This window comes from Roseateles cavernae, assembly GCF_040187885.1.
Taxonomy (GTDB): domain Bacteria; phylum Pseudomonadota; class Gammaproteobacteria; order Burkholderiales; family Burkholderiaceae_C; genus Roseateles_E; species Roseateles_E cavernae.
This window is the reverse complement of the sequence record NZ_JBDPLH010000001.1, coordinates 418,905-438,351: the sequence shown is the minus strand read 5'-3', so window position 1 is coordinate 438,351 and position 19,447 is coordinate 418,905. Positions and strand designations below refer to the sequence as shown.

Here is a 19,447-nt window from a genome sequence, read left to right as displayed (position 1 = left end):
TGCAGCTCAGGCAGACACCGGCCACTCGATCTCGAAGCGGCAGCCCTGGCGCGGCCGGCTCTCGACGCGGATGCGGCCGCGCAGGCGCTGCATCACGGCCGCCTGCGCGATGAACAGGCCCAGGCCGCTGCGCCCGCGGCCGAACTGGCTGGACACATAGGGATCGAAGACGCGCGGCAGCAACTCCGGCGCGATGCCGGCGCCCTGGTCCTGCACCAGCAGCCGCGCCTGCCCCTCGCGCACGCCGGCCTGCACCCGCACATGGCCCGGCGCACCGGGCGCATAGGCATGGCGCTCGACGTTCTGGAACAGCTGCACCAGCACCTCGCCCAGGGCCTCGGCATGGGTGTGCAGCTCCAGCGCCGCGTCCAGCTCCAGGCACAGCCGGGTGCCGGGGCTCAGCGCCCGCTCCCAGGCCGAGCGCACCAGCGTGTCCAGGCGCAGGCGGCGCGGCAGATCGGGGGCCTGGCCGGCCGCCTGGTAGGCCTGCACCAGGGCCAGGGCCTGTTCGATATTGCGCCGTGCCAGCTCGGCGCCCTGCTCGCAGCTGTGCAGATCGCTGAGGAAACGGCTGCGCGACACGGCCCCGCCGGCCACGCAGCTGCCCAGCGCGCGGCTCAGGTCGGCGGCCGTGCTCAGCGCGGTCAGCGCGGTGCCCAGCGGGGTGTTCAGCTCATGCGCCATGCCGGCCAGCAGCTGGCCCAGGCTGGCCAGCTTGCCGGCCTCCAGCAGCTCGGCCTGCAGCTCGCGCTGCAGCGCCAGCGCCTGCTCCAGCGCGCCGTTCTTGGCCTCCAGCTCCAGCGCATGGGTCTCGCTATGGGCCTGCTGGCTGCGCGCATGGGCCAGCTCGGCGCGCTGCAGCTGGGCGGCGGCGTCCTGGCGGCCGGCCTCGCTGACCTCCTCCAGCTCCAACGCGTGGGCCTGCTCCAGCGCCGCGCAGGCTGCCGCGGCCCGGCCGTCCTGCAGCAGCCAGGGCACGGTCTGGCGGATGCGCCGCGCCACCTGACGCCGCATCGACCATTGCCGGCTCTGCGCCACCACCTGCTGCATCAGCTCGACCGCGCGTGCGAACTCGCCGCGCCGGGCCGCCAGCAAGGCCTCGGCCGCCAGCAGCTCCTTGACGATGCGTTCGGCCCCGGGGCCGGCCAGCGCCAGGCAGCGCCGGCCCTCCAGCAGCGCGGCCTCGGCGGCCGCCTCGTCCTCGCGGGCCAGGCTCTCCTCGGCCACACCGGACCAGCTGTTGACCGCCGCGATCCAGCGCCGCTGCGCCATCGCCATCTGCGCGCCCTCGCGCAGCGCCGCCAGCTGGGCCTCGGGCTCACCTAAAGCGCGGTGCGCCACCGAGATCGACACCAGCAGATCCACCCAGCGCCCGCCATCGCCGCCGCTGGCCGCCAGCCGCAAGGCCTCGCGCATGCAGGCGATCGCGCGCCGCCATTCGCGCTGGGCCGACAGGGCCTGGCCCAGCACGCGGGCGCGGTGCGCCTGGTCGGCCGGCTGCGGGCTGGCCTCGCTGAGCGCCGTCAGCGGCTCCAGCAGGGCCAGCGCCTCGCTCAGGCGGCCAAAGCGCAGATGCATGCGGCAGCGCAGCGACAGCGCCGCGACGCGGCTGCTCAGCGAGCCATGGCCGGCCAGCAGCCAGGGCAGCACCGGATCGAGCACCGCCTCGATCTGCTCCGAGCGCCACAGCTCGCCCAGCATCTCGGCCAGGTGCTGGGCCAGATCGACCGCGAAGTCGCTGGGCCCCTCGGCCAGCACCTGATCGAGCAAGGCGCGCGCCGGCTCGATCAGCACATCAGCGGCGCAGGGCTCGGCCAGATAGGCCTCGCGCTGGCCTTGCAGCCAGCGCGCGCGGGCCTCGGGCGATGAGGGGCTGGCACTGCGCTCGGACATGGACCTGTTCGTGATGCTGGAGCTCAGGTCGATTCTGCGCCATTGCGCCGGGCCGTTGGCTGAGGCAGACCCTAGGTCACCACCGGCCTCAGGATCTGCAGTGTGCCGGCGTCGGCGTCGATCTCGGCGTCGGCGCCGACCGGTATCGTGAACTTGCGCTTGATGTGGCCGATCATCGCGCCGCGATAGACCGGCACCTTCAGCGGCAGGAAATAGTCGTCGAAGACCTCGTCCAAGGTCAGCGTGCCGAAGCCGTCGCCGGGTTCGCATTTGGTGAACTTGCCGATCACGATGCCGGCCAGCTGCTCCAGCACGCCGGCCAGGCGCAGGGTCGACAGCATGCGGTCGACCCGGTAGATGTATTCGTTGATCTCTTCGAGGAAGAGGATGGCGCCGCGGCAGTCGGGGAAGTAGGGGGTGCCGACCAGCGAGGCCAGCACCGCCAGATTGCCGCCGACCAGAGGGCCGCGCGCGCGGCCGCCGCGCAGGGTCGTGATGCGGTCCTGGGTCTGCACCAGATGGTCGCCGCGCTCGCCGGTCGGGTTTTTCAGCAGCGGGGCCTCGGCGTCCATCACCAGCGCGCGGAAGTGCGCGACGCTGAAGGCATTCCATTCCGACCCCGCCACCGGCGCATGAAAGGTCACCAGGCCGCTGCGCTGATGGATCGCGTTGACCAGGCTGGTCAGGTCCGAGAAGCCGCCGAAGAACTTGGGCTGGCGCGCGATCAGCGCATAGTCCAGCCGGTCGACGATGCGGTTGCAGCCGGAGCCGCCGGTCATCGCGAGAATGCCGGCCACCTGCGGGTCGGCGAACAGGGTGTTGATGTCCTCGGCGCGCTGCGCGTCGCTGCCGCCGAACTGGCCGTAGCGGCCGCGCAGATGGGCACCGTGCCTGACCTTGAAGCCCAGCGCTTGCAAGGCCTCGGTGGCAATGGCGATGGGCTCGCGCTCGTAAGTGGCGTTGGCCGGGCTGACCAGGGCCATGGTGTCGCCGGGCTGCAGGCGCTTGGCGTAGATCGCGGGGCGACGGGCCTGGGGCAGTGCCGGGGCCAGTACTGGGGCTGTAGCCAGTCCTGCGCCGGCGATCAGCGACTGAGCAAACTGGCGCCGTGGCAGGGTCATGTCTTGCCTCAAAGAACGCGCGGCAGGTCGCGGCGCACCGCGACCCGGTCGCCGAAGTCGAAATGCCACCATTCGGTGGCGATGCCCTGGAAACCGGCCTCGCGCATCGCCGCGCGCAGCCAGCCGCGCTCGGTCAGCTGGGCGGCGCTCAGCAGGCCGCGCGCCAGATGCTCGGCCTCGTGGTCGGGGTGCGAGGTCAGCGCCATCTCGTCGAAGCCCGAGCCCATATCGACCTCCTGACCCTGCGGGTCCAGCAGGGTTGCATCGACCGCCATGCCGAAGCTGTGGATGGAGCCGCGCTCGGGGTTGGCCAGATACAGGGTCAGCGGTGTGCCCTGCAGCTCGGCCCACAAGACTTCCTGCACCCGCTGCGGCCGCAGCGCGTCCAGCACCCGCAGCCGGTAGCCGGGGCGGTGGGCGGCCAGCCAGGCGGCGGCGCGCTCCAGCGCATCGGCGGCCTCGCGGCGCAGATAGCTGCAGTCCAGCCCGCCATAGACATTGCGGCCGACGAAGTTGTCGCGCGTGGCGTAGCGCAGGTCCACCTCGATGCCGGGAATGCTCAGCAGCGCGCGGAAGTCGGGGTGGCCCGGCACGTTCTCGCAGGGAATCATCGTCACAGGCTTTCCAAGTTCTGTTTGGCGGCCTCGCCCAGGTACTTGACGAGGCGGCGCGCGCTCTGCGCCAGCGGCGCGTTGGCGGCGGTCAGCAGATAGAGCTGCACGGGAATAGCCGGGGCCAGCGGACGCAGGCGCACGCGGCTGCGGTCGGCGCTGGCGGCGGTGAAGGGGTCGACGATGCTCATGCCGACGCCGGCCTCGACCAGGGAGCGCGCCAGCTGGTAGGTCTGCACCGTCAGCCGGCTGACCGGCTGCAGGCCCAGGGCCTCGCAGGCATTCATCACCACATTGCCCAGCGGGTCCTCGGCCGGCAGCGCCACCAGCTCGGTGCGGATCTGCTCCAGCGGCAGCGGCCCGTCCTCGGCCGCCTCGGGCGAGCCGACGGGACACAGCGCGATCATCGGCCCGCTGGCCAGCACCTCGGTCTTGATGCCGGGGTGGCGCGGGTCCTGTAGCGACAGCGCCAGATCGGCCTCACCCAGCAGCAGGGCCGAGACGATTTCCCGCGTGTGGTTGGTGGCCAGCGTGCAATGGCCGGCCGGGTAGGCGCGGCACCAATGCGTCATTGCCGCCGGGATCACCGAGGCGCCCAGGGTCGGCGTCGCGACCAGTCGCACCTGCTCGGACTCGCCGCTGCGCAGATTGGCGGCCAGGCGGCGGATCGCCACGAGGTCGCGGTTGAGCTTGTCGATCTCGACGAACAGGCGCTCGGCCTCCGGGGTCGGATAGAGCTTGCCGCGCACGCGGTCGAACAAGGCCATGCCCAGCTGCAGCTCGCAGTGCTGCAGCACCTTGGTGACGGCCGGCTGCGAGATATGCAGCAGCTGGGCGGCGCCGCTGATCGTGCCGGCCTGCATCACCGCGTGGAAGACCTCGATATGGCGCAGCCGCATGGTCAGGCCCGTGCGTGCTGACAGCAGCGGTTCAAGGGGCGGGCGAGGGACGGGGAGGGCTTCATGGCGCGGGAGCAATGGTCGGAGAGCGTGCCGACGCTCGCAACTGAATAGGGCTGGACAGAATATAACTTTTGGTTATCCGCTGCCGGGCGCAGCCCGCACGGCCATGAAAAAGGCAGGTCGGTGACCTGCCCGGCGCTTCAAGCCTGACCCTGCCTCAGAACTTGTAGCGCGCCTCGAGGTAGTACTGGCGGCCGCTGGCATCCACCTTCTGCTGTTCGGCCTCGCTGTAGCGGTAGGTGGCACGTACCGGGTTCAGCAGATTGGTGGCGTTGAACGAAAGTTGCAGCGCATCGCTGATGTTGTAGTTCATCGAGAACGCGAGATTGGAGACCGGCGCGGCCATGGTCGGCGCGGTCGGCATCGCGACGCCGTTGATCACGCTCTGGCCCTGGCTGTTGGCAGTGGGCGAGGGCGCGGTCGAGCTGGACACGTACTCGCTGCGGTAGTTGTAGACCAGACGGGCACTGAACACATCGTTCTCGAAGTAGCCGCCCAGATTGGCCGCGTACTTGGAGGCGCCGACCATGGGCCGGCCGTCCTGCACCTTGGTGCTGGCGCTGCTGGCATTGGCGCTGAAGCCGAAGCCGGCGCCGATCGGCTGCTCGTAGCTGATCTCTATGCCGTGGATACGTGCCTTCTGCTGCGAGGCGGTGTTGATGAAATAGGTCTTGACGCGGTTGTCTACCGGGTCGACCAGATCCACCGTGCTGTCCTGGCGCACCGAGCCGGTTTTCGGGTAACCCTGCATGCGCGAGCTGAACAGGTTGACCGCCAGGATCGAGCGCTTGGCGAAGTACCAGGCCAGCGAGACATCGGTGTTGTTGGCCGTCAGCGGCGCCAGGTTCGGGTTCGGGCCGGTGACGGTGCAGCCGGCGGGCCCGCAGCTCTGGCCGCTGAAACCGGAGCCATAGACGTTGTAGTTCTGCCGGCCTATCGTGCGGCTCAGTCCCAGCCGGCCGATCAGGCGAGGGCTCAGTTCATAGCGCAGATTCATGCTGGGCAGCAGATGGTCGAACTGCTTGTGGCTGGGCACCTTGTAATAGACGGTGCCCTGGGCCGGATTGAAGGTCGCGCCGTCGAAGAAGGTGCTGCCGTCGCCGGCCGTGTTGATCGCGCCGGGGAAGGCCGCGCAGGGCGTGGCCGGCTTGCCGGGTTCGATCTTGGCGCAGGTGCCGGCCGGCAGCGGCGTGACGATCTGCGCGTCCACCGTGGTGCGCACCAGGCGCAGACCGACATTGCCGGACCAGCGGCTGTTCGGGCCCTCCAGGTTCTGCATCAGATAGAGCGCACTCTGCTTCTCGCGCATCTCGATCTCGGAGGCGACGCGGCGCTCGAACTCGGGCGTCGTGGCCTTGAACTGCGAGGCCATGAAGCCGGTCAGCACGTCCTTCGGGAAGTAGAAGCCGCTGCGGTCCCAGTTGCCGCCGCCCAGCTCCTGGCCGAAATTGCCGGGATAGCCGACCGCCAGCGAGGGGTCGGGGCCGGCCAGCGCGGCGCTGCGGAAGGTCGGGGCCCAGCGGCGCAGGTCGCGCTTGTGCTCGGCATGGCGGGCGCCAAAGGCCAGGCTGGTGAACATGCCGCTGTCCTGGGTGTACTCGGCGTCGATCGCCAAGCTCTGCTCGCTGTCCACCGTCTTGGTACTGGAGGCGGCACGCCCGACCAGCTTGTAGCCACTGCCATCGGCATTGAGAACCGGAAGATTGGCGCCGGCGCCGTGGTACTGGACGAACGGCGCCTCGTCGACCTTGCCCAGCGCATAGGACACGCCGGTGCCGTAGCGCGCATAGGTCAGGCCCTGGTCGAGCTGGGTCTCGCCGACACCCCGGGTGGTGCTGAACAGGCCCTTGACCACCAGGTCCTTGCTGAGCTGCCACTTGGCGTCCAGATCGAGGAAGCCGCTGCTGGCCGTCGCGCCGTCGCGGTAGAAGGCCTCGGAATTGCCGATGTACTGCGGGCTGGTGCCGTCGGCAAAGACGATGTCGGCGCTCTTCAGCACGCGCAGCTTGTGGCCGTACATCGTCGTCTGCTCGACGATCACCGGGTTACGGATCTGCGCGAACACCTGCTGGCCATTGGAATTGGTGTTGGCGGCCGCAGCGCCGGTAGCGCCGACCGAGTCGGCCTTGCCCAGCAGCATGCTGTACATCGCGCCCGAGTTCAGGCGGCCGAAGTTGTTGGCTTTCATCGACGAGTAGAAGCCCGTCAGCCCGATATCCAGGTTCTGGGTCGGGCGGGCCTGCAGCGCCAGCATGCCGCCGCTGCGGTCGCGCACGCCCTCGACGAACTCGCTGGACATCGAGCCCGGCAGGCGCACGCCGTTCAGGTCCGCCGCCTTGTAGCCGGTGCCGGCCAGCGATGCATCGGTGATGCCCTTCATTGTCGCGGTGTTGATCTCGCCCCAGCCGCTGCTGGTGCCGTAGGCGAAGCGCGAGGCGGTATCGCGGCGGATGTGGCGTTTCTCCTTGAAGACCTGTCCGATCACGCCGAAGTTGTTGGCCTCGTTCTTCCAGTTGAAGCTGGCGTTGAGCTGGGGGCTGGTCTTGCCGGGCAGGTCGGCATAGACCGCGCCGGCGCTGGCGACACCGCCGAAGCGGGACTTCTCGTCCAGCGGCTTGCGCGTCGTCACATCGATGGTGCCGGCCAGGCCGCCGTCGACGATATTGGCCTGCGAGGTCTTGTAGACGGTGGCCTGGTTCAGCACCGACGAGGGCATCAGGCTCAGCGAGGTGCTGCGCGAGCTGGACAGCTGGTCGGCCACATACCAGTCGCCGCCGCTGACCGTGTGGCCGTTGAACAGGATCAGGCTCATATCGGCATTGGTGCCGCGCATCGAGACCTTCTCGGCCTCGTCATAGTCGCTACGCACCGCGACCCCGACCAGGCGCTGCAACGAGTCGGCCAGATTCTTGTCGGGCATCTTGCCCACGTCGACGGCGGTGATCACCTCGACATTGCTGGACGCCATGCGCTTCAGATTGATCGCCTGCTCGACCGAGGCGCGGATGCCGGTGATGGTCACGGTGCCGAGCTGCTGGGCCTTGAGCTTCTCCTCGGCGGCCTCGCGTGCCTTGCGCTGCTCGGTGGTTTCCGTGCTGTCCGGCGTCTGCGCGGCCGCGATCAGCGGGCTGCCCAGCAGCAGGCTCAGGGCCACGGCTTGGGCAATCTGGGTGGGTGTGAAGGTCATGCGAAGGCTCCCCGGTTCGGACGTTTGGTTCTGCGACCAGCATCCGGGCCGGGAGGGCGGCTGTGCCCCCGCTACACGCGAACTGTTGCTGGCGCATGAATCATGGTCAGCGGCGCCGCCGCACAACAATTCCTTGTTGGCGGTGTTGCATGCCTCGGTGTTATGGGCCGATGTTCACCAGCGCGAGGTGTAGGGCTGGGGCGGCCCTTCGAGCGGGGTGGCGGCCATGCGCATGCCGCCGGGTGCTGTCGCGGTGTCCAGCAGCGCGGCGGTTTCGGCGTCGAGCACGCCGTCGTAGAGCGTCGAGCGGTACTTCATCTGGAAGGTGACCAGGGTCTGCTTGGTCAGCTCGTCGAGCTCGCCGTGGCGCGGCACGTTGTAGCCGATGCGGGCCAGCTTGTCCTGGGCCCAGGCGGTGTCGGGCAGCAGCGCGGCATAGCCGCTGATCTTGGCCGCCACCTGGGCGGCGTCGGGCCAGGCGATCAGGCCGGCCTGGTGGAGCTGCTTCCAGGGGAACATCGGGCCCGGGTCCTGCTTGCGGCCCGGTGCGATGTCGGCATGGCCGATCACGCGCTCGGGCTTGATGCCGTGGCGCGCGACGATGTCCTGGCTGAGCTTGATGACCGCGTCGATCTGCGGCTGCGAGAACGGCGCGTAGACGCGGCCCTCGGGCGTGTCCTTGTAGCCGGGGTTGACGATCTCGATGCCGATCGAGCTGGCGTTCAGATTGCTGTGGCCGGCCCAGAAGCTCGGGCCTGCATGCCAGGCGCGGCGGTTCTCGTCGACCAGGCGGTAGATCGTCGGCGGCTCGTCGCGCACCAGATAGTGGCTGCTGACCTGGCCACCGGTGGTCAGCACCCGCAGCGACTTCTCGTAGTCCAGCACCGTGTAGTGCAGCACCAGGAAGAGGGCGCGGCTGTCCTGGTTCTGCGAGGTGTGGCTGGTGTCGATGTGCAGGCTCTTGGGGCCAGTGGCGCAGGCGCCGAGCAGCAGAGTGCTGGCGAGAACGAGCAAGGTGTTTTTCATAGACGGGCGGCCAGCCGGGCGGCGGTGTGGTGAGGTTGCAGATCTTGCACGCTGAGTGCAATGGGCTCGGGCAGCGCTGCGCGCAGCCCTTCGATGATCAGGGGATGGAGCTGCAGCGCGCGGCCGGCGGCCACCACCGGGCGCGGCCCGTAGCGGCGCAGCAGGGCCAGCGCCAGCCGGGCCAGCTCGCCGCCGGCGCGCCGCAGCAGCGCGCGCGCGTCCGCATCGCGCTCGGCGGCGGCGGCCACGGCCAGCGCCAGCCGGCCTATCGTGCCGCGCTCGCCGCCGTAGATGAACTGGCGGGTCAGGGCCCAGTCGCTGCCACCTATGGCCTCGAACAGCGCACACGCCAGCGCCGAGTCCTGCCAGCTGCCGGGCGCCTCGTCCTCGCGCCGCCAGACGCCGGCCAGCGCCTCGCGGGCGATCCAGAAGCCGCTGCCCTCGTCGCCCAGCAGCGCGCCGCGGCCGCCGGCCCGCTGCATGCGGCCCTGCGCGTCGATGAAGGCGGCGATCGCGCCGGTGCCGGCATAGAGCAGATAGCCCTGGCCGGGCTCGAAGGCGCTGCGGTAGGCGATGTCCATATCGCTGCCGCAGACCATCGCGGCCGGCTTCAGCCCCAGCGCCTGGGACAGGATGTCCTTCAGCTGGGCGGCGGCCGGGCCGTCTGCCTCGCCCAGGCCGGTGATGCCGGCGTACAGGCCGCTGGGCCGGCCGTGGGCCAGGGTCGCGAAGGCCAGCTGGTGGGCGGTCTGCGCCAGCGCCACCCGGCCCTCGACGCTGGCCAGCTGCAGGCCGCTGAGGCCGGCCACATGGCCTTCGGCCAGGCAGCGCCCGGCTGCATCGGACAGCGCCCAGCGGGTCTGGGTGCCGCCGGCGTCCAGACCCAGGCCGAGCCGGGCATCGCGGGGAGTGTCTAGCGGAACAACAGGCATGCGTCGGACGAAGTGTGGGCGGCTCAGCTTAGGGGCGCGGCCGCCGGCTCGCCAATGTCAATGCGCGCAGCGGGCATAACCGCGGTCAATGCCCGGGCCCCGTCAGCGCGGTCACCACCTCCAGCGCGGTCTTGACCTTGAAGGGCTTCAGCATCACGCGGCGGATGCCCAGCGGCTTGAACAGGCCCAGCGTGCCGGCATCGACCGCCTCGGCCGTCAGCGCCACCGGCAGGTCGGCGCTGCTGCGCAGCGTGCCCTGGCGCAGGCTCTGAATCAGGCTGAGGCTGGCCAGGCCGTCGCTGATGTCGAGCAGCAGCGCGTCGTAGCGGCGCTCCTCGAGCTGGCGCTGCGCCAGCTCGATGCTGCTGGCCTCGTGCACATCGGCGAGGTCGAGTTCGCGCGCCACCATCGCCACGGTGCGGCGGAACAGCGAGTGCGGATCTACCAGCAACAGCTGCTTGCGTGCGCTCGCCATCGCTCAGTCCTCCAGCGGCCGCAGGCCCAGCAGCTCGGCCTGCACCAGGTCGCGCAGCGAGCCGAGGATGGCCAGATCGGCACGGTCCAGCGCGCGCGGGCGTGGGTCCAGCAGGCATAGCGTGCCGACGCGCAGACCCGGGCGCGGCTCCAGCGGGGCGCCGGCATAGAAGCGGATGAAGGGCGGGCCGGTCACCAGCGGGTTGTCGGCAAAGCGGGGGTCGGCCATCGCGTCCTCGATCACGAAGATGTCGGGCTGCAGGATGGCGTGGCCGCAGAAGGAGATGTCGCGGCCGGTCTCGCAGGCCTCCAGCCCGACCTTGGCCTTGAACCACTGGCGGTTCGCGTCGACCAGGCTGATCAGCACGGTCGCGACCTCGAACTCGGCCTGCGCGAAGGCGACGAGCCGGTCGAAGCGCTGCTCCGGCGGCGTGTCCAGGATCAGCAGCTCGCGCAGCGCCTGCAGGCGCTCGGCGTCGTTGGCAGGGATGGGGGCGGCTTGCATGGGCCGACTGTAGCGAATTCAAAAGCAAGCAGCGGGATGCCGGCCCGAGCGAGCTGGCCTAGATTTCGGTCATCATGCAACGGAGATCGATGATGAATATGAGCAGCAAGACCGAAACCCGGGCCCTGGCCGCGCTGGACGACCCGCGCTGGACTGCGCTGCGCACGCGCGATGCGGCGGCGGACGGGCAGTTCTTCTATTCCGTCCGGACCACAGGCGTCTATTGCAAGCCCTCCTGCGCGGCGCGGCCGGCGCGGCCCGAGAACATCGCCTTTCATGCCACGGCGGCCGAGGCCGAGGCCGCCGGCTTCCGCCCCTGCCGGCGCTGCAAGCCCGATCAGCCGCCGCTGGCCCAGCGCCAGGCCGCGCTGGTGGCCGGGCTGTGCCGCTTCATCGAGCAGGCGCCGAACCCGCCCAGCCTCGACGCGCTGGCCGAGCGTGTGGCCTTGAGCCCGCACCATCTGCACCGCCTGTTCAAGGCCCAGACCGGCCTGACGCCCAAGGCCTATGCCGATGCCCACAAGGCCAGGCGGCTGCGCGAGCTGCTGCAGGAGTACGGCAGCGTGACCGACGCGCTCTACGGCGCCGGCTACGGCGCCAGCAGCCGCTTCTATGCCCAGGCCGACGCGCTGCTGGGCATGGCGCCGCGGCGCTACCGCGACGGCGGCGCGGCGGCCGAGATCCGTTTCGCGCTGGGCCAGTGCGCGCTGGGTGCGATCCTGGTGGCGCAGAGCGAGCGCGGCCTGTGCGCGATCAGCCTGGGCGACGATGCCGAGGTCCTGCTGCGCGAGCTGCAGGACCGCTTTCCCAAGGCCCGCCTGATCGGCGGCGATGCCGGCTTCGAGCAGCTGGTGGCGCGGGTGGTCGGCTTTGTCGAAGCGCCCGGCCTGGGCCTGGACCTGCCGCTCGACGTGCGCGGCACGGCTTTTCAGCAGCGCGTCTGGCAGGCGCTGCGCGAGATCCCGCCGGGCGGCAGTGCCAGCTATAGCGAGATCGCCCAGCGCATCGGTGCGCCGCGTGCGGTGCGTGCGGTGGCCTCGGCCTGCGCGGCCAACACCCTGGCCGTGGCCATCCCCTGCCACCGCGTGCTGCGCCAGGACGGCAGCCCGGGCGGCTATCGCTGGGGCGTCGAGCGCAAGCGCGAGCTGCTGGCCCGCGAGGCCAAGCGATGAGGCCGGCCATCGACTGGGCCGCCGCCGAACGGGCGCTGGACGAGCGCGGCAATGCGCTGCTGCCGGGATTCCTCAGCGCCGAGCGCTGCGCCGAGCTGATCGCGCTTTACGAACGGCCCGAGCTGTTCCGCAGCAAGGTCGTGATGCAGCGCCATGGCTATGGCCAGGGCGAGTACCAGTATTTCGCCTACCCGCTGCCGGAGCCGGTGGCCGCGCTGCGCGCCACGGTCTATCCGAAGCTGGCGACGATCGCGAACCGCTGGCAGCAGGCCCTGGGGCTGGGGCCCCGGTTCCCGACTAGCCATGCCGAGTTCATCGCGCGCTGCCATGCGGCCGGCCAGCTGCGGCCGACGCCGCTGCTGCTGCGCTACCGCGAGGGCGACTACAACTGCCTGCACCAGGATCTGTATGGCGAGCAGGTCTTCCCGCTGCAGATCGCGGTGCTGCTGTCGCAGCCGGGCGAGGATTTCGAGGGCGGCGAGTTCGTGCTGACCGAGCAGCGCCCGCGTCTGCAGTCGCGCCCCGAGGTGGTGCCGTTGCAACGGCGCGGCGATGCGGTGCTGTTCGCCGTCAACCAGCGGCCGGTCAGCGGCACGCGCGGGGTCTACCGGGTCGCGATGCGGCACGGCGTCAGCCGGCTGCGCGCCGGCCGGCGCCATACCCTGGGCCTGATCTTCCACGACGCGACATGAACGCCGAGCTGTTCGCGCCCGAGCCCGGCCAGCGGCAAGAGCTGGCCCCCGGCGCCTGCCTGCTGCCCGGCTTCGCGCTGGCGCAGGCCTGCGAGCTGCGGGCGGTGGTCGAGCAGGTGTATGCGGCCGCACCGCCGCGCCGCTGGCTGACGCCCGGCGGGCGGCGCATGGCGGTGGCGATGAGCAATTGCGGGCCGCTGGGCTGGGTCAGCGACGAGCGCGGCTACCGCTATGCCGCGCTGGACCCCGACAGCGGCCGGCCCTGGCCGGCGCTGGATGAGCGGCTTTGCCGGCTGGCCGGCGAGGCGGCGGCGGCGGCCGGCTTTGCCGGCTTCGTGCCCGACGCCTGCCTGGTCAACCGCTACCAGCCGGGCACCGCGCTGTCGCTGCACCAGGACAAGAACGAGCGCGACCTGGGCCAGCCCATCGTCTCGATCTCGCTGGGCCTGCCGGCGCTGTTCCTGTTCGGCGGCCTGCGGCGCGCCGATCCTTGCCTGCGGCTGGCGCTGCGCGATGGCGATGTGGTGGTCTGGGGCGGGCCGGCGCGGCTGCGCTATCACGGCGTTGCGGCGCTGCAACCGGGCAGCCATCCCTTGTGGGGAGAACAACGCATCAATCTGACCTTGCGCAAGGCTGGCTGAGCGCGCCGCAGCCACTATCATCACAGTGGCCCGACGCCTCGATGTCCCCGGGGGCGCGGTTTGATCGCTCAAGGGAGGGACTCCGGAATGCTGTTGCGTCGCGCCTGCCGTGTGATGGGCCTGGGGCTGAGCCTGGTGGGCGTGATCCTGCCCGGCTTGTCCGCCGCAGCCGAGCCGACCGTGCTGAAGCTGCTGGCCGACAGCTTCCCGCCGCTGCAGTACGAGCTGCCGGGCGGTGTGCCGGCCGGCTATGTCCATGCCTTTGTGCAGGAGGTGGTGCAGCGCGCCGGCCGCAACCATGCCCTGGCGGCCCAGCCGCTGCAGTTCCTGCCGCTGAAGCGGGCCCTGGCCCAGGCCCAGACCGAACCGAATGTGCTGGTGCTCAGCGTCGCCCGCACGCCCGATCGCGCCGAGGCCTACCGCTGGCTGCGCGAGGTCTCGCCCTATCAGCTCTGGCTGTACCGGCTGCGCACGGCGGGTGCGCCGCCGGTGCGTACATTGGCCGAGCTGAAGGGGCGCGGCCTGCGCTTCGGCGTGCAGGACCAGTCCAACTTCCAGGAATGGCTGCGCGCCCAAGGGGTGGGCCAGCCCCCGGACAACAGCGTGATCGATCCGGTGCGCACGAATGCGCTGAACCTGCGCAAGGCCCAGCTGCAGCGCATCGACTTCTTCGCCCATCCCGATGTCAGCTTTGCCTACCGGGTCCATGAGGCGGGCCTGCGGACGGAGGACTTCGAGCCGGTGCTGCAGATCCAGGCGCTCAGCGCGCCGCTGTGGCTGCTGATCAGCAAGAACAGCGAGCCGGCCCTGGTGGCGGCGCTGCAGCAGGCGCTGGACACGCTGATCGCGGCCGGCCGGCTGGAGGCGCTGCGGCGCGCCGAACTGGCGCAGTTCTCGGGCCGCTGAGCGATTTAAGTTTTGCCGCACGGCGGTCGCCTGTCGGTGCTGGGCCCGGAGTCTTGACCGGGTTTTCTTGCATCGATGGAGGAGCGTCTGCTTGCGTGCCGGCGACATTTACCGTTATCCCGTCCAGACCTCGGCCTTCGCCGTCGACCCCTTGCAGCAGCATCGCCAGCGGGCCAAGGACGCGCTGGCGCATGACTATCAGCCGCTGGGGGGCGCGCCGCAGCCGATCAAGAGTTCCAGCACACCGGCCTACAGCCGGGGCAGCATGACGCTGTATGCCGACGAGCAGCTGCGCATCAGTGTCGAGCTCGGGCCGCTGCTGTGGTTTCACACCGCGCGGGGCGGCACGATAGGCGGGCTGGTCGATACCTTCGCTTGAGAGCCTGAGAGCCTGAGGGCGCTCAGTCCAGCGCCAGTGCCAGCCGCGGGCTCTCGTTGCCGACCCGGTCTATGGCTGAGATCACCAGGCCCAGCAGGCCTGCGCGCGGCAGGCTCAGCTCGTTGCCGCTGATGAGGCGCAAGCGCCAGCCCTGGTCCCGGTAGCGCAGCCACAGCGCATGGCGGACCACCGGCTTGCCAGGGCCGGGCTGGACGGCCAGGCGCAGCGTCTGCTCGTCCAGCCCCACCAGGCTGAGCAGCGGCGCGCTCGGCGCATCCGACTCCAGCCAGGGGCAGGCCGGCGGCAGCGCCTCCTGTGCATAGGGGCCGGCGGCCAGCGCGTCGGCCAGTCCGCGGCGGTTCTGCTGCAGCGCGATCATGCTGAAGTGGGCATGGCCGCTGCCGGGATAGCGTGTGCGCACCTGCTCGATCTGGCCGAGGATCTCGGCCACCGGCCAGCTGTCGGCCTTGTCGGTGATCTTGCTGGTGAACAGGCCGGGCCAGACATGGCGCTGGTGCGGGTTCTGGCCATGCCAGTAGTCCAGCAGCGGCACAAAGGCCTGCGCCTTCTGCGCCATCGGCCAATAGAGCTGGGGCACCAGATAGTCCAGCCAGCCGCGCTCCAGCCAGTGCTCGACATCGGCATAGAGCTTGTCGTACTGGCTGAAGCCGGCAATGCCCTCGGGGCGCAGCGCCGGCTTGCCAAGCCCGAAGGGGCTGATGCCGAAACGCACCCAGGGCTTGGTCGCGCGGATCATGCCGTGCAGGCGCGCTATCAGGTCGTCGACGTTCTTGCGCCGCCAGTCATGGCGGGCCAAGGTGCCGCCGGCCTGGCTGTAGCGCTGCCAGGCGGGGTCGTCCGGAAAGTCCAGCTCGAGCTTGGCGGCGGGGTCGCTGCCGGGCAGGGGAATCGGATAGGGGTAGAAATAGTCGTCGATATGGATGCCGTCGACCTCGTAGCGCTGCAGCACATCCCGGAACACCGCCAGCGTGTGCTCGGCGGCGGCCGGCTCGCCCGGGTCGATCCAGAGCTGCTCGCCATAGCGCTTGACCCACTGCGGCTGGGTCTGGCTCAGATGGCTGGCCGCATGGGCCGACTTCGCGCCGTTCTGGCGTGCCCGGAAGGGATTGAACCAGGCGTGCAGCTCCAGGCCACGCTGGTGGGCCTGGTCTATCCACAGCGCCAGTGGGTCATAGCCCGGCGACCGGCCTTGCACGCCCGTCAGGTATTCGCTCCACGGCTCCAGCGCCGACTCGTACAGCGCATCGGCGCTGGTGCGGATCTGCAGGATCACCGCATTGAGCTTCAGCGCGGCGGCGCGGTCCAGCATGGCGTGCATCTCGGCTTGCTGCTGGGCGGCGCTCAGGCCCGGCTTGCTGGGCCAGTCGATATTGGCCACGGTGGCGACCCAGGCGGCGCGGAACTCGCGCGGCGCGGCCGGCGCCTGTGCCAGCAGCTCGGGCGCGGCGCGCAGCCGCGGCCCGGCCGGCAGGGGCGGGTTCGAGGAGCAGGCGGCCAGTGCGGCGGCGCTGGCGAGAACGGTACGACGAGTGAGCATGTTCAGACTTTCACAAACCATTGCTGGCGCCACATCAGCCAGGCGATGCCATACATCAGGCTCAGGAACAGCAGCGCAAACAGCAAGGAGGCATTGACCGGCGCCAGCCCGAGGGCCTGGATCGGCGCATAGATCAGCGCCTTCAGCGAGCGGCCCTGCCATTGGAGAAAGCCCAGCAGCTTGGCGAGCAGGCCCGAGAGCGCGAACAGGAACAGCGCGTTCATGCCGAAGACGATCAGCGGATGGGCCAGCCGGGCGATGCGTGCGCGCAGCAGCGGCAGCGGCATCGCATCGAGCAGCCAGTAGCACAGGCCGAACATCAGATGGGCCCAGCCGGCCATCGCGAACACATAGGACGGGGTCCACAGGCTTTTGTTGATCGGCATCAGCCAGGCATCGAGCAGCTGGCCCAGCCACAGCCCGGCAAGACCCGACACCATCAACCACATCGCCTTCTCGCCCGGATCGCGCCGGGCCGCCAGCAGATGGCCGGCCAGCACGCCGAAGAGCTGGCTGGCCACGGCCGGCACGGTGGACAGCAGGCCCTCGGGGTCCCAGGTCCGGCTTTGCTTCCAAAGATGACCGTCCATCAGCAGCCGGTCCAGCCAGGCGCCGACATCCTCGCCAGGCTGCAGCGAGCCGGCGCGCCAGATACCGTCAGGCCCGGGCACCGGCAGCAGCAGCATCACCAGGCTGTAGGCCGCCAGCAGGCCCAGGGCCCAGGCCAGCTGGCCGCGCCAGCCGCACCACAGCACGATGGGCGCGGCCAGCAGGGTGCACAGGCCCAGGCGCTGCAGCACGCCGGGGATGCGCAGCTCGGCGAGATTGAAGCTGGGAATCAGGTTCAGCAGCAGGCCGATGAGGATGATGACGAAGGCGCGACGCGCGGTCTGGGCCAGCAGGGCCGGCTTGTCGGCGCCCTGCTGCGCGCGGCGGCCCAGGCTGATCGTCATCGCGATGCCGCTGATGAAGACGAAGAAGGGGAAGATCCAGTCGGTGAAGGTCCAGCCATGCCAGCTGGCATGGGCCAGCGGGCCGTAGAGATGGCCCCAGTCGCCGGGATTGTTGACCAGCAGCATCGCGGCGATCGTGAAGCCCCGGAACGCATCCAGGGACAGCAGCCGGCCGGCGCTCATTCGTCGACCTTCCTGCCGAAGTCCGCCGGGATCTTCACCAGCGCCGCGACCGCGAACGAGGGCAGCGTGGCGACCAGCACCCAGATGAAGAAGTTCAGATAGCCGATCTGGTCCTGCAGCCAGCCGCTCCACATGCCCGGCAGCATCATGCCCAGGGCCATGAAGCCGGTGCAGATCGCGTAATGGGCCGTCTTGTGCGGGCCGTCGGCCACCAGGATCATGTACATCAGGTAGGCGGTGAAGCCCAGGCCGTAGCCGAACTGCTCGACCGCCAGGGCCGTGCTGATCAGCCAGAGATTGCCCGGCTGCGCCAGCGCCAGCGCCAGGAAGGCGATATTGGGCACATGCATGCTCAGGATCAGCGGCCACAGCGCGCGCTTCAGGCCGATCTTCGAGATCACCCAGCCGCCGGCCAGGCCGCCCAGGGTCAGCGCGGTCAGGCCGACCGTGCCGTAGGCGATGCCGACCTCCTTATTGCTCAGGCCCAGGCCGCCGAGCTCGGGCTTGTCGAGCAGAAAGGGCGTGGCCAGCTTCAGCAACTGGGCCTCGGGGAAGCGGTAGAACAGCAAAAAGGCCAGGATGACCCAGATGCCGGGCTTGCGGAAGAACTCGGCAAAGACGCGGAAGAACTCGCCGACCCAGTCATGCTGGGGCGCGGCGCGCTGGTCGCTGGCCGGGCGCGGCAGCATCAGCGCGTGATAGGCCCCCATCAGCAGGAACAGGCCGCACAGCACGCCGAACACCAGGCTCCAGGCGGTCTGCATGCTGCCGGTGCGCTCCTGCAGCTCGCCGGCCAGATAGACCAGGCCGCCCTGGCCGCCGATGTTGGCGATGCGGTAGAAGGTCGAGCGCACGCCGACGAAGGCGGCCTGCTGGTGTTGCTTCAGCGCCAGCATGTAGAAGCCGTCGGCGGCGATGTCGTGCGAGGCCGAGGAGAAGGCCATCAGCCAGAACATCGCCAGGGTCAGCTGGAAGAAGCGCTCGGCCGGTATCGTCAAGGCCACCAGGGCCAGCGAGGCGCCCACCGCGAACTGCAGCGCGACGATCCACACCCGCTTGGTGCCGAACAGCTCGATCAGCGGCGACCACAGCGGCTTGATCACCCAGGGCAGGTAGAGCCAGCTGGTGTAGAGCGCGATCTCGGTGTTGGAGACCTCGAGGTTCTTGTACATGATGACCGACAGGGTCATCACGACGACATAGGGCAGGCCCTGGCCGAAGTACAGCGTCGGGATCCAGGTCCAGGGGCTGCGTGGGGTCGGGTCTTGCGGGTGGCTGTTCATGCGCGGGGCGGGGGCGTGGGGAGCTGGTGGCGTCGCCATTCTCGGCGCAATGACGGGCTCAGCCCGCCAGGGCCTGGCGCACGCTGTCCTGGTGGCGCGCCAGTGCCGCGCGGGCCTCGTCGACGCTGCAGCCGCGGCGCAGCGCCACCACGGCCACCTTGACATGGAAACCGCACTGTTCCAGCACCGCCCGGGCTGCCTTTTCGTCGACCCCGCTGGCCTGCATCGTCAGCGCCACCGCGCGCTTGATCAGCTTGATATTGCTGGCGCGCAGATCGACCATCAGATTGCCGTAGACCTTGTTCAGCCTGACCATCAGCGCGCTGGAGAAGGTGTTCAGCGCCATCTTCTGCGCGCTGCCGGCCTTCAGCCGGGTTGACCCGGAGATCACCTCGGGCCCGGTGTCGAGCAGGATGGCGATCTCCGCCGCCGCCAGCACCGGCGCACCCGCGTTGTTGGCAAAGCCCAGGCTCAGCGCACCGGCCGCGCGCGCGGCCCGAAGAGCGCCCAGCACATAGGGCGTGCCGCCCGAGGCGGCCAGCGCCAGCAGCACATCGTTCGGGCCCAGGGCCAGGCCCTGCAGATCGCGCTCGCCCTGGGCTTCGTCGTCCTCGGCGCCCTCGACCGCGACAAACATCGCCGACTCGCCGCCGGCGATCAGGGCCAGGGCGCGTTCGCGTGGCCACGAGAAGGTGGGGCCCAGCTCGACGCTGTCCAGCACGCCCAGCCGCCCCGAGGTGCCGGCGCCGGCATAGATCAGCCGCCCGCCGGCCTGGATGCGCGGCAGCGCGGCCTCGACCGCCTGCTGCAGCGCCGGCAGTGCGGCGCGCAGCGCGGCGACGGCCTGCAGCTGATCGTCCGCCAGCACCTGCAGCAGCCGGGCGTTGTCATAGAGGTCGAGGTCGGAATGGTCGCTGTTGGGGGTTTCTGTCTTGAGCATGGGACTTCTTGGCTGAGGCGGTAACTCTG

At 70.1% G+C, this 19,447-nt stretch carries 18 protein-coding genes; 5 read left to right on the top strand and 13 right to left on the bottom strand.

Translation table 11 applies throughout. The features are described from left to right. Window positions 1-6 precede the first annotated feature (6 nt). The 9 genes from ABGI63_RS02110 to ABGI63_RS02070 all read right to left on the bottom strand — a co-directional run bounded on the left by ABGI63_RS02110 (window position 7) and on the right by ABGI63_RS02070 (window position 10,711). Window positions 7-1,893: an ATP-binding protein gene (locus ABGI63_RS02110; RefSeq protein ID WP_349740809.1), complete on the bottom strand. Its 1,887-nt coding sequence runs from the start codon at window positions 1,891-1,893 to the stop codon at window positions 7-9. Window positions 1,894-1,964: 71 nt separating this feature from the next. Further along, entirely contained in the window at window positions 1,965-3,014 is a 1,050-nt protein-coding gene (locus ABGI63_RS02105) for a S66 peptidase family protein (protein WP_349740808.1), read from the bottom strand. Window positions 3,015-3,022: 8 nt separating this feature from the next. Continuing rightward, a complete protein-coding gene (locus ABGI63_RS02100; protein ID WP_349741694.1) occupies window positions 3,023-3,625 on the bottom strand; it encodes a M15 family metallopeptidase in 603 nt (200 codons plus the stop codon). Between the two features lie 2 nt (window positions 3,626-3,627). Next, window positions 3,628-4,524, bottom strand: a complete 897-nt coding sequence (locus tag ABGI63_RS02095; protein ID WP_349740806.1) for a LysR family transcriptional regulator — start codon at window positions 4,522-4,524, stop codon at window positions 3,628-3,630. Between the two features lie 220 nt (window positions 4,525-4,744). Then, the gene (locus ABGI63_RS02090) at window positions 4,745-7,774 is read right to left on the bottom strand and encodes a TonB-dependent receptor (protein WP_349740805.1); all 3,030 of its coding nucleotides are present in this window, start codon (window positions 7,772-7,774) and stop codon (window positions 4,745-4,747) included. A 174-nt stretch (window positions 7,775-7,948) separates the two neighbouring features. After that, window positions 7,949-8,800, bottom strand: a complete 852-nt coding sequence (locus ABGI63_RS02085; protein ID WP_349740804.1) for an N-acetylmuramoyl-L-alanine amidase — start codon at window positions 8,798-8,800, stop codon at window positions 7,949-7,951. Then, complete coding sequence (locus ABGI63_RS02080) at window positions 8,797-9,732, bottom strand: N-acetylglucosamine kinase (RefSeq protein ID WP_349740803.1); 936 nt, start codon at window positions 9,730-9,732, stop codon at window positions 8,797-8,799. Before ABGI63_RS02080 ends, ABGI63_RS02085 begins: the two co-directional genes overlap by 4 nt. Before the next feature lie 85 nt (window positions 9,733-9,817). After that, window positions 9,818-10,207 (bottom strand): hypothetical protein, encoded by a 390-nt coding sequence (locus tag ABGI63_RS02075; protein WP_349740802.1) that lies wholly within the window; start codon window positions 10,205-10,207, stop codon window positions 9,818-9,820. A gap of 3 nt (window positions 10,208-10,210) precedes the next feature. Continuing rightward, complete coding sequence (locus ABGI63_RS02070) at window positions 10,211-10,711, bottom strand: GAF domain-containing protein (protein ID WP_349740801.1); 501 nt, start codon at window positions 10,709-10,711, stop codon at window positions 10,211-10,213. A 92-nt stretch (window positions 10,712-10,803) separates the two neighbouring features. Between ABGI63_RS02070 and ada the strand changes: the two genes are divergently transcribed. The 5 genes from ada (at window position 10,804) to ABGI63_RS02045 (ending at window position 14,501) form a co-directional block, all read left to right on the top strand. Continuing rightward, window positions 10,804-11,883: a bifunctional DNA-binding transcriptional regulator/O6-methylguanine-DNA methyltransferase Ada gene (ada, locus tag ABGI63_RS02065; protein ID WP_349740800.1), complete on the top strand. Its 1,080-nt coding sequence runs from the start codon at window positions 10,804-10,806 to the stop codon at window positions 11,881-11,883. After that, the gene (locus ABGI63_RS02060; protein ID WP_349740799.1) at window positions 11,880-12,575 is read left to right on the top strand and encodes a 2OG-Fe(II) oxygenase; all 696 of its coding nucleotides are present in this window, start codon (window positions 11,880-11,882) and stop codon (window positions 12,573-12,575) included. The genes ada and ABGI63_RS02060 overlap by 4 nt, the downstream gene beginning before the upstream one ends. Next, window positions 12,572-13,216 (top strand): DNA oxidative demethylase AlkB, encoded by a 645-nt coding sequence (alkB, locus tag ABGI63_RS02055; protein WP_349740798.1) that lies wholly within the window; start codon window positions 12,572-12,574, stop codon window positions 13,214-13,216. The genes ABGI63_RS02060 and alkB overlap by 4 nt, the downstream gene beginning before the upstream one ends. A gap of 87 nt (window positions 13,217-13,303) precedes the next feature. After that, complete coding sequence (locus tag ABGI63_RS02050; RefSeq protein ID WP_349740797.1) at window positions 13,304-14,122, top strand: substrate-binding periplasmic protein; 819 nt, start codon at window positions 13,304-13,306, stop codon at window positions 14,120-14,122. 91 nt (window positions 14,123-14,213) lie between these two features. Then, window positions 14,214-14,501: a hypothetical protein gene (locus ABGI63_RS02045; RefSeq protein WP_349740796.1), complete on the top strand. Its 288-nt coding sequence runs from the start codon at window positions 14,214-14,216 to the stop codon at window positions 14,499-14,501. Window positions 14,502-14,523: 22 nt separating this feature from the next. Here the strand turns inward: ABGI63_RS02045 and ABGI63_RS02040 are convergent, their stop codons facing one another. The 4 genes from ABGI63_RS02040 to ABGI63_RS02025 are packed head-to-tail and all read right to left on the bottom strand — an operon-like array spanning window position 14,524 to window position 19,418. Next, window positions 14,524-16,059: a glycoside hydrolase family 10-like protein gene (locus ABGI63_RS02040; protein WP_349740795.1), complete on the bottom strand. Its 1,536-nt coding sequence runs from the start codon at window positions 16,057-16,059 to the stop codon at window positions 14,524-14,526. Between the two features lie 2 nt (window positions 16,060-16,061). After that, entirely contained in the window at window positions 16,062-17,195 is a 1,134-nt protein-coding gene (locus ABGI63_RS02035; protein WP_349740794.1) for an acyltransferase family protein, read from the bottom strand. After that, on the bottom strand, window positions 17,192-18,478 hold the full coding sequence (locus ABGI63_RS02030; protein ID WP_349740793.1) for an AmpG family muropeptide MFS transporter: 1,287 nt from the start codon (window positions 18,476-18,478) through the stop codon (window positions 17,192-17,194). Before ABGI63_RS02030 ends, ABGI63_RS02035 begins: the two co-directional genes overlap by 4 nt. A gap of 58 nt (window positions 18,479-18,536) precedes the next feature. Next, window positions 18,537-19,418, bottom strand: a complete 882-nt coding sequence (locus tag ABGI63_RS02025; RefSeq protein WP_349740792.1) for an N-acetylmuramic acid 6-phosphate etherase — start codon at window positions 19,416-19,418, stop codon at window positions 18,537-18,539. Window positions 19,419-19,447: the final 29 nt, after the last annotated feature.

What these genes read in the sequence shown, in the direction of transcription:
- ABGI63_RS02110 (WP_349740809.1), bottom strand. Translation starts at nt 1,893, where the DNA reads ATGTCCGAGCGCAGTGCCAGCCCCTCATCGCCCGAGGCCCGCGCGCGC.
- ABGI63_RS02105 (WP_349740808.1), bottom strand. Translation starts at nt 3,014, where the DNA reads ATGACCCTGCCACGGCGCCAGTTTGCTCAGTCGCTGATCGCCGGCGCA.
- ABGI63_RS02100 (WP_349741694.1), bottom strand. Translation starts at nt 3,625, where the DNA reads ATGATTCCCTGCGAGAACGTGCCGGGCCACCCCGACTTCCGCGCGCTG.
- ABGI63_RS02095 (WP_349740806.1), bottom strand. Translation starts at nt 4,524, where the DNA reads ATGCGGCTGCGCCATATCGAGGTCTTCCACGCGGTGATGCAGGCCGGC.
- ABGI63_RS02090 (WP_349740805.1), bottom strand. Translation starts at nt 7,774, where the DNA reads ATGACCTTCACACCCACCCAGATTGCCCAAGCCGTGGCCCTGAGCCTG.
- ABGI63_RS02085 (WP_349740804.1), bottom strand. Translation starts at nt 8,800, where the DNA reads ATGAAAAACACCTTGCTCGTTCTCGCCAGCACTCTGCTGCTCGGCGCC.
- ABGI63_RS02080 (WP_349740803.1), bottom strand. Translation starts at nt 9,732, where the DNA reads ATGCCTGTTGTTCCGCTAGACACTCCCCGCGATGCCCGGCTCGGCCTG.
- ABGI63_RS02075 (WP_349740802.1), bottom strand. Translation starts at nt 10,207, where the DNA reads ATGGCGAGCGCACGCAAGCAGCTGTTGCTGGTAGATCCGCACTCGCTG.
- ABGI63_RS02070 (WP_349740801.1), bottom strand. Translation starts at nt 10,711, where the DNA reads ATGCAAGCCGCCCCCATCCCTGCCAACGACGCCGAGCGCCTGCAGGCG.
- ada (WP_349740800.1), top strand. Translation starts at nt 10,804, where the DNA reads ATGAATATGAGCAGCAAGACCGAAACCCGGGCCCTGGCCGCGCTGGAC.
- ABGI63_RS02060 (WP_349740799.1), top strand. Translation starts at nt 11,880, where the DNA reads ATGAGGCCGGCCATCGACTGGGCCGCCGCCGAACGGGCGCTGGACGAG.
- alkB (WP_349740798.1), top strand. Translation starts at nt 12,572, where the DNA reads ATGAACGCCGAGCTGTTCGCGCCCGAGCCCGGCCAGCGGCAAGAGCTG.
- ABGI63_RS02050 (WP_349740797.1), top strand. Translation starts at nt 13,304, where the DNA reads ATGCTGTTGCGTCGCGCCTGCCGTGTGATGGGCCTGGGGCTGAGCCTG.
- ABGI63_RS02040 (WP_349740795.1), bottom strand. Translation starts at nt 16,059, where the DNA reads ATGCTCACTCGTCGTACCGTTCTCGCCAGCGCCGCCGCACTGGCCGCC.
- ABGI63_RS02035 (WP_349740794.1), bottom strand. Translation starts at nt 17,195, where the DNA reads ATGAGCGCCGGCCGGCTGCTGTCCCTGGATGCGTTCCGGGGCTTCACG.
- ABGI63_RS02030 (WP_349740793.1), bottom strand. Translation starts at nt 18,478, where the DNA reads ATGAACAGCCACCCGCAAGACCCGACCCCACGCAGCCCCTGGACCTGG.
- ABGI63_RS02025 (WP_349740792.1), bottom strand. Translation starts at nt 19,418, where the DNA reads ATGCTCAAGACAGAAACCCCCAACAGCGACCATTCCGACCTCGACCTC.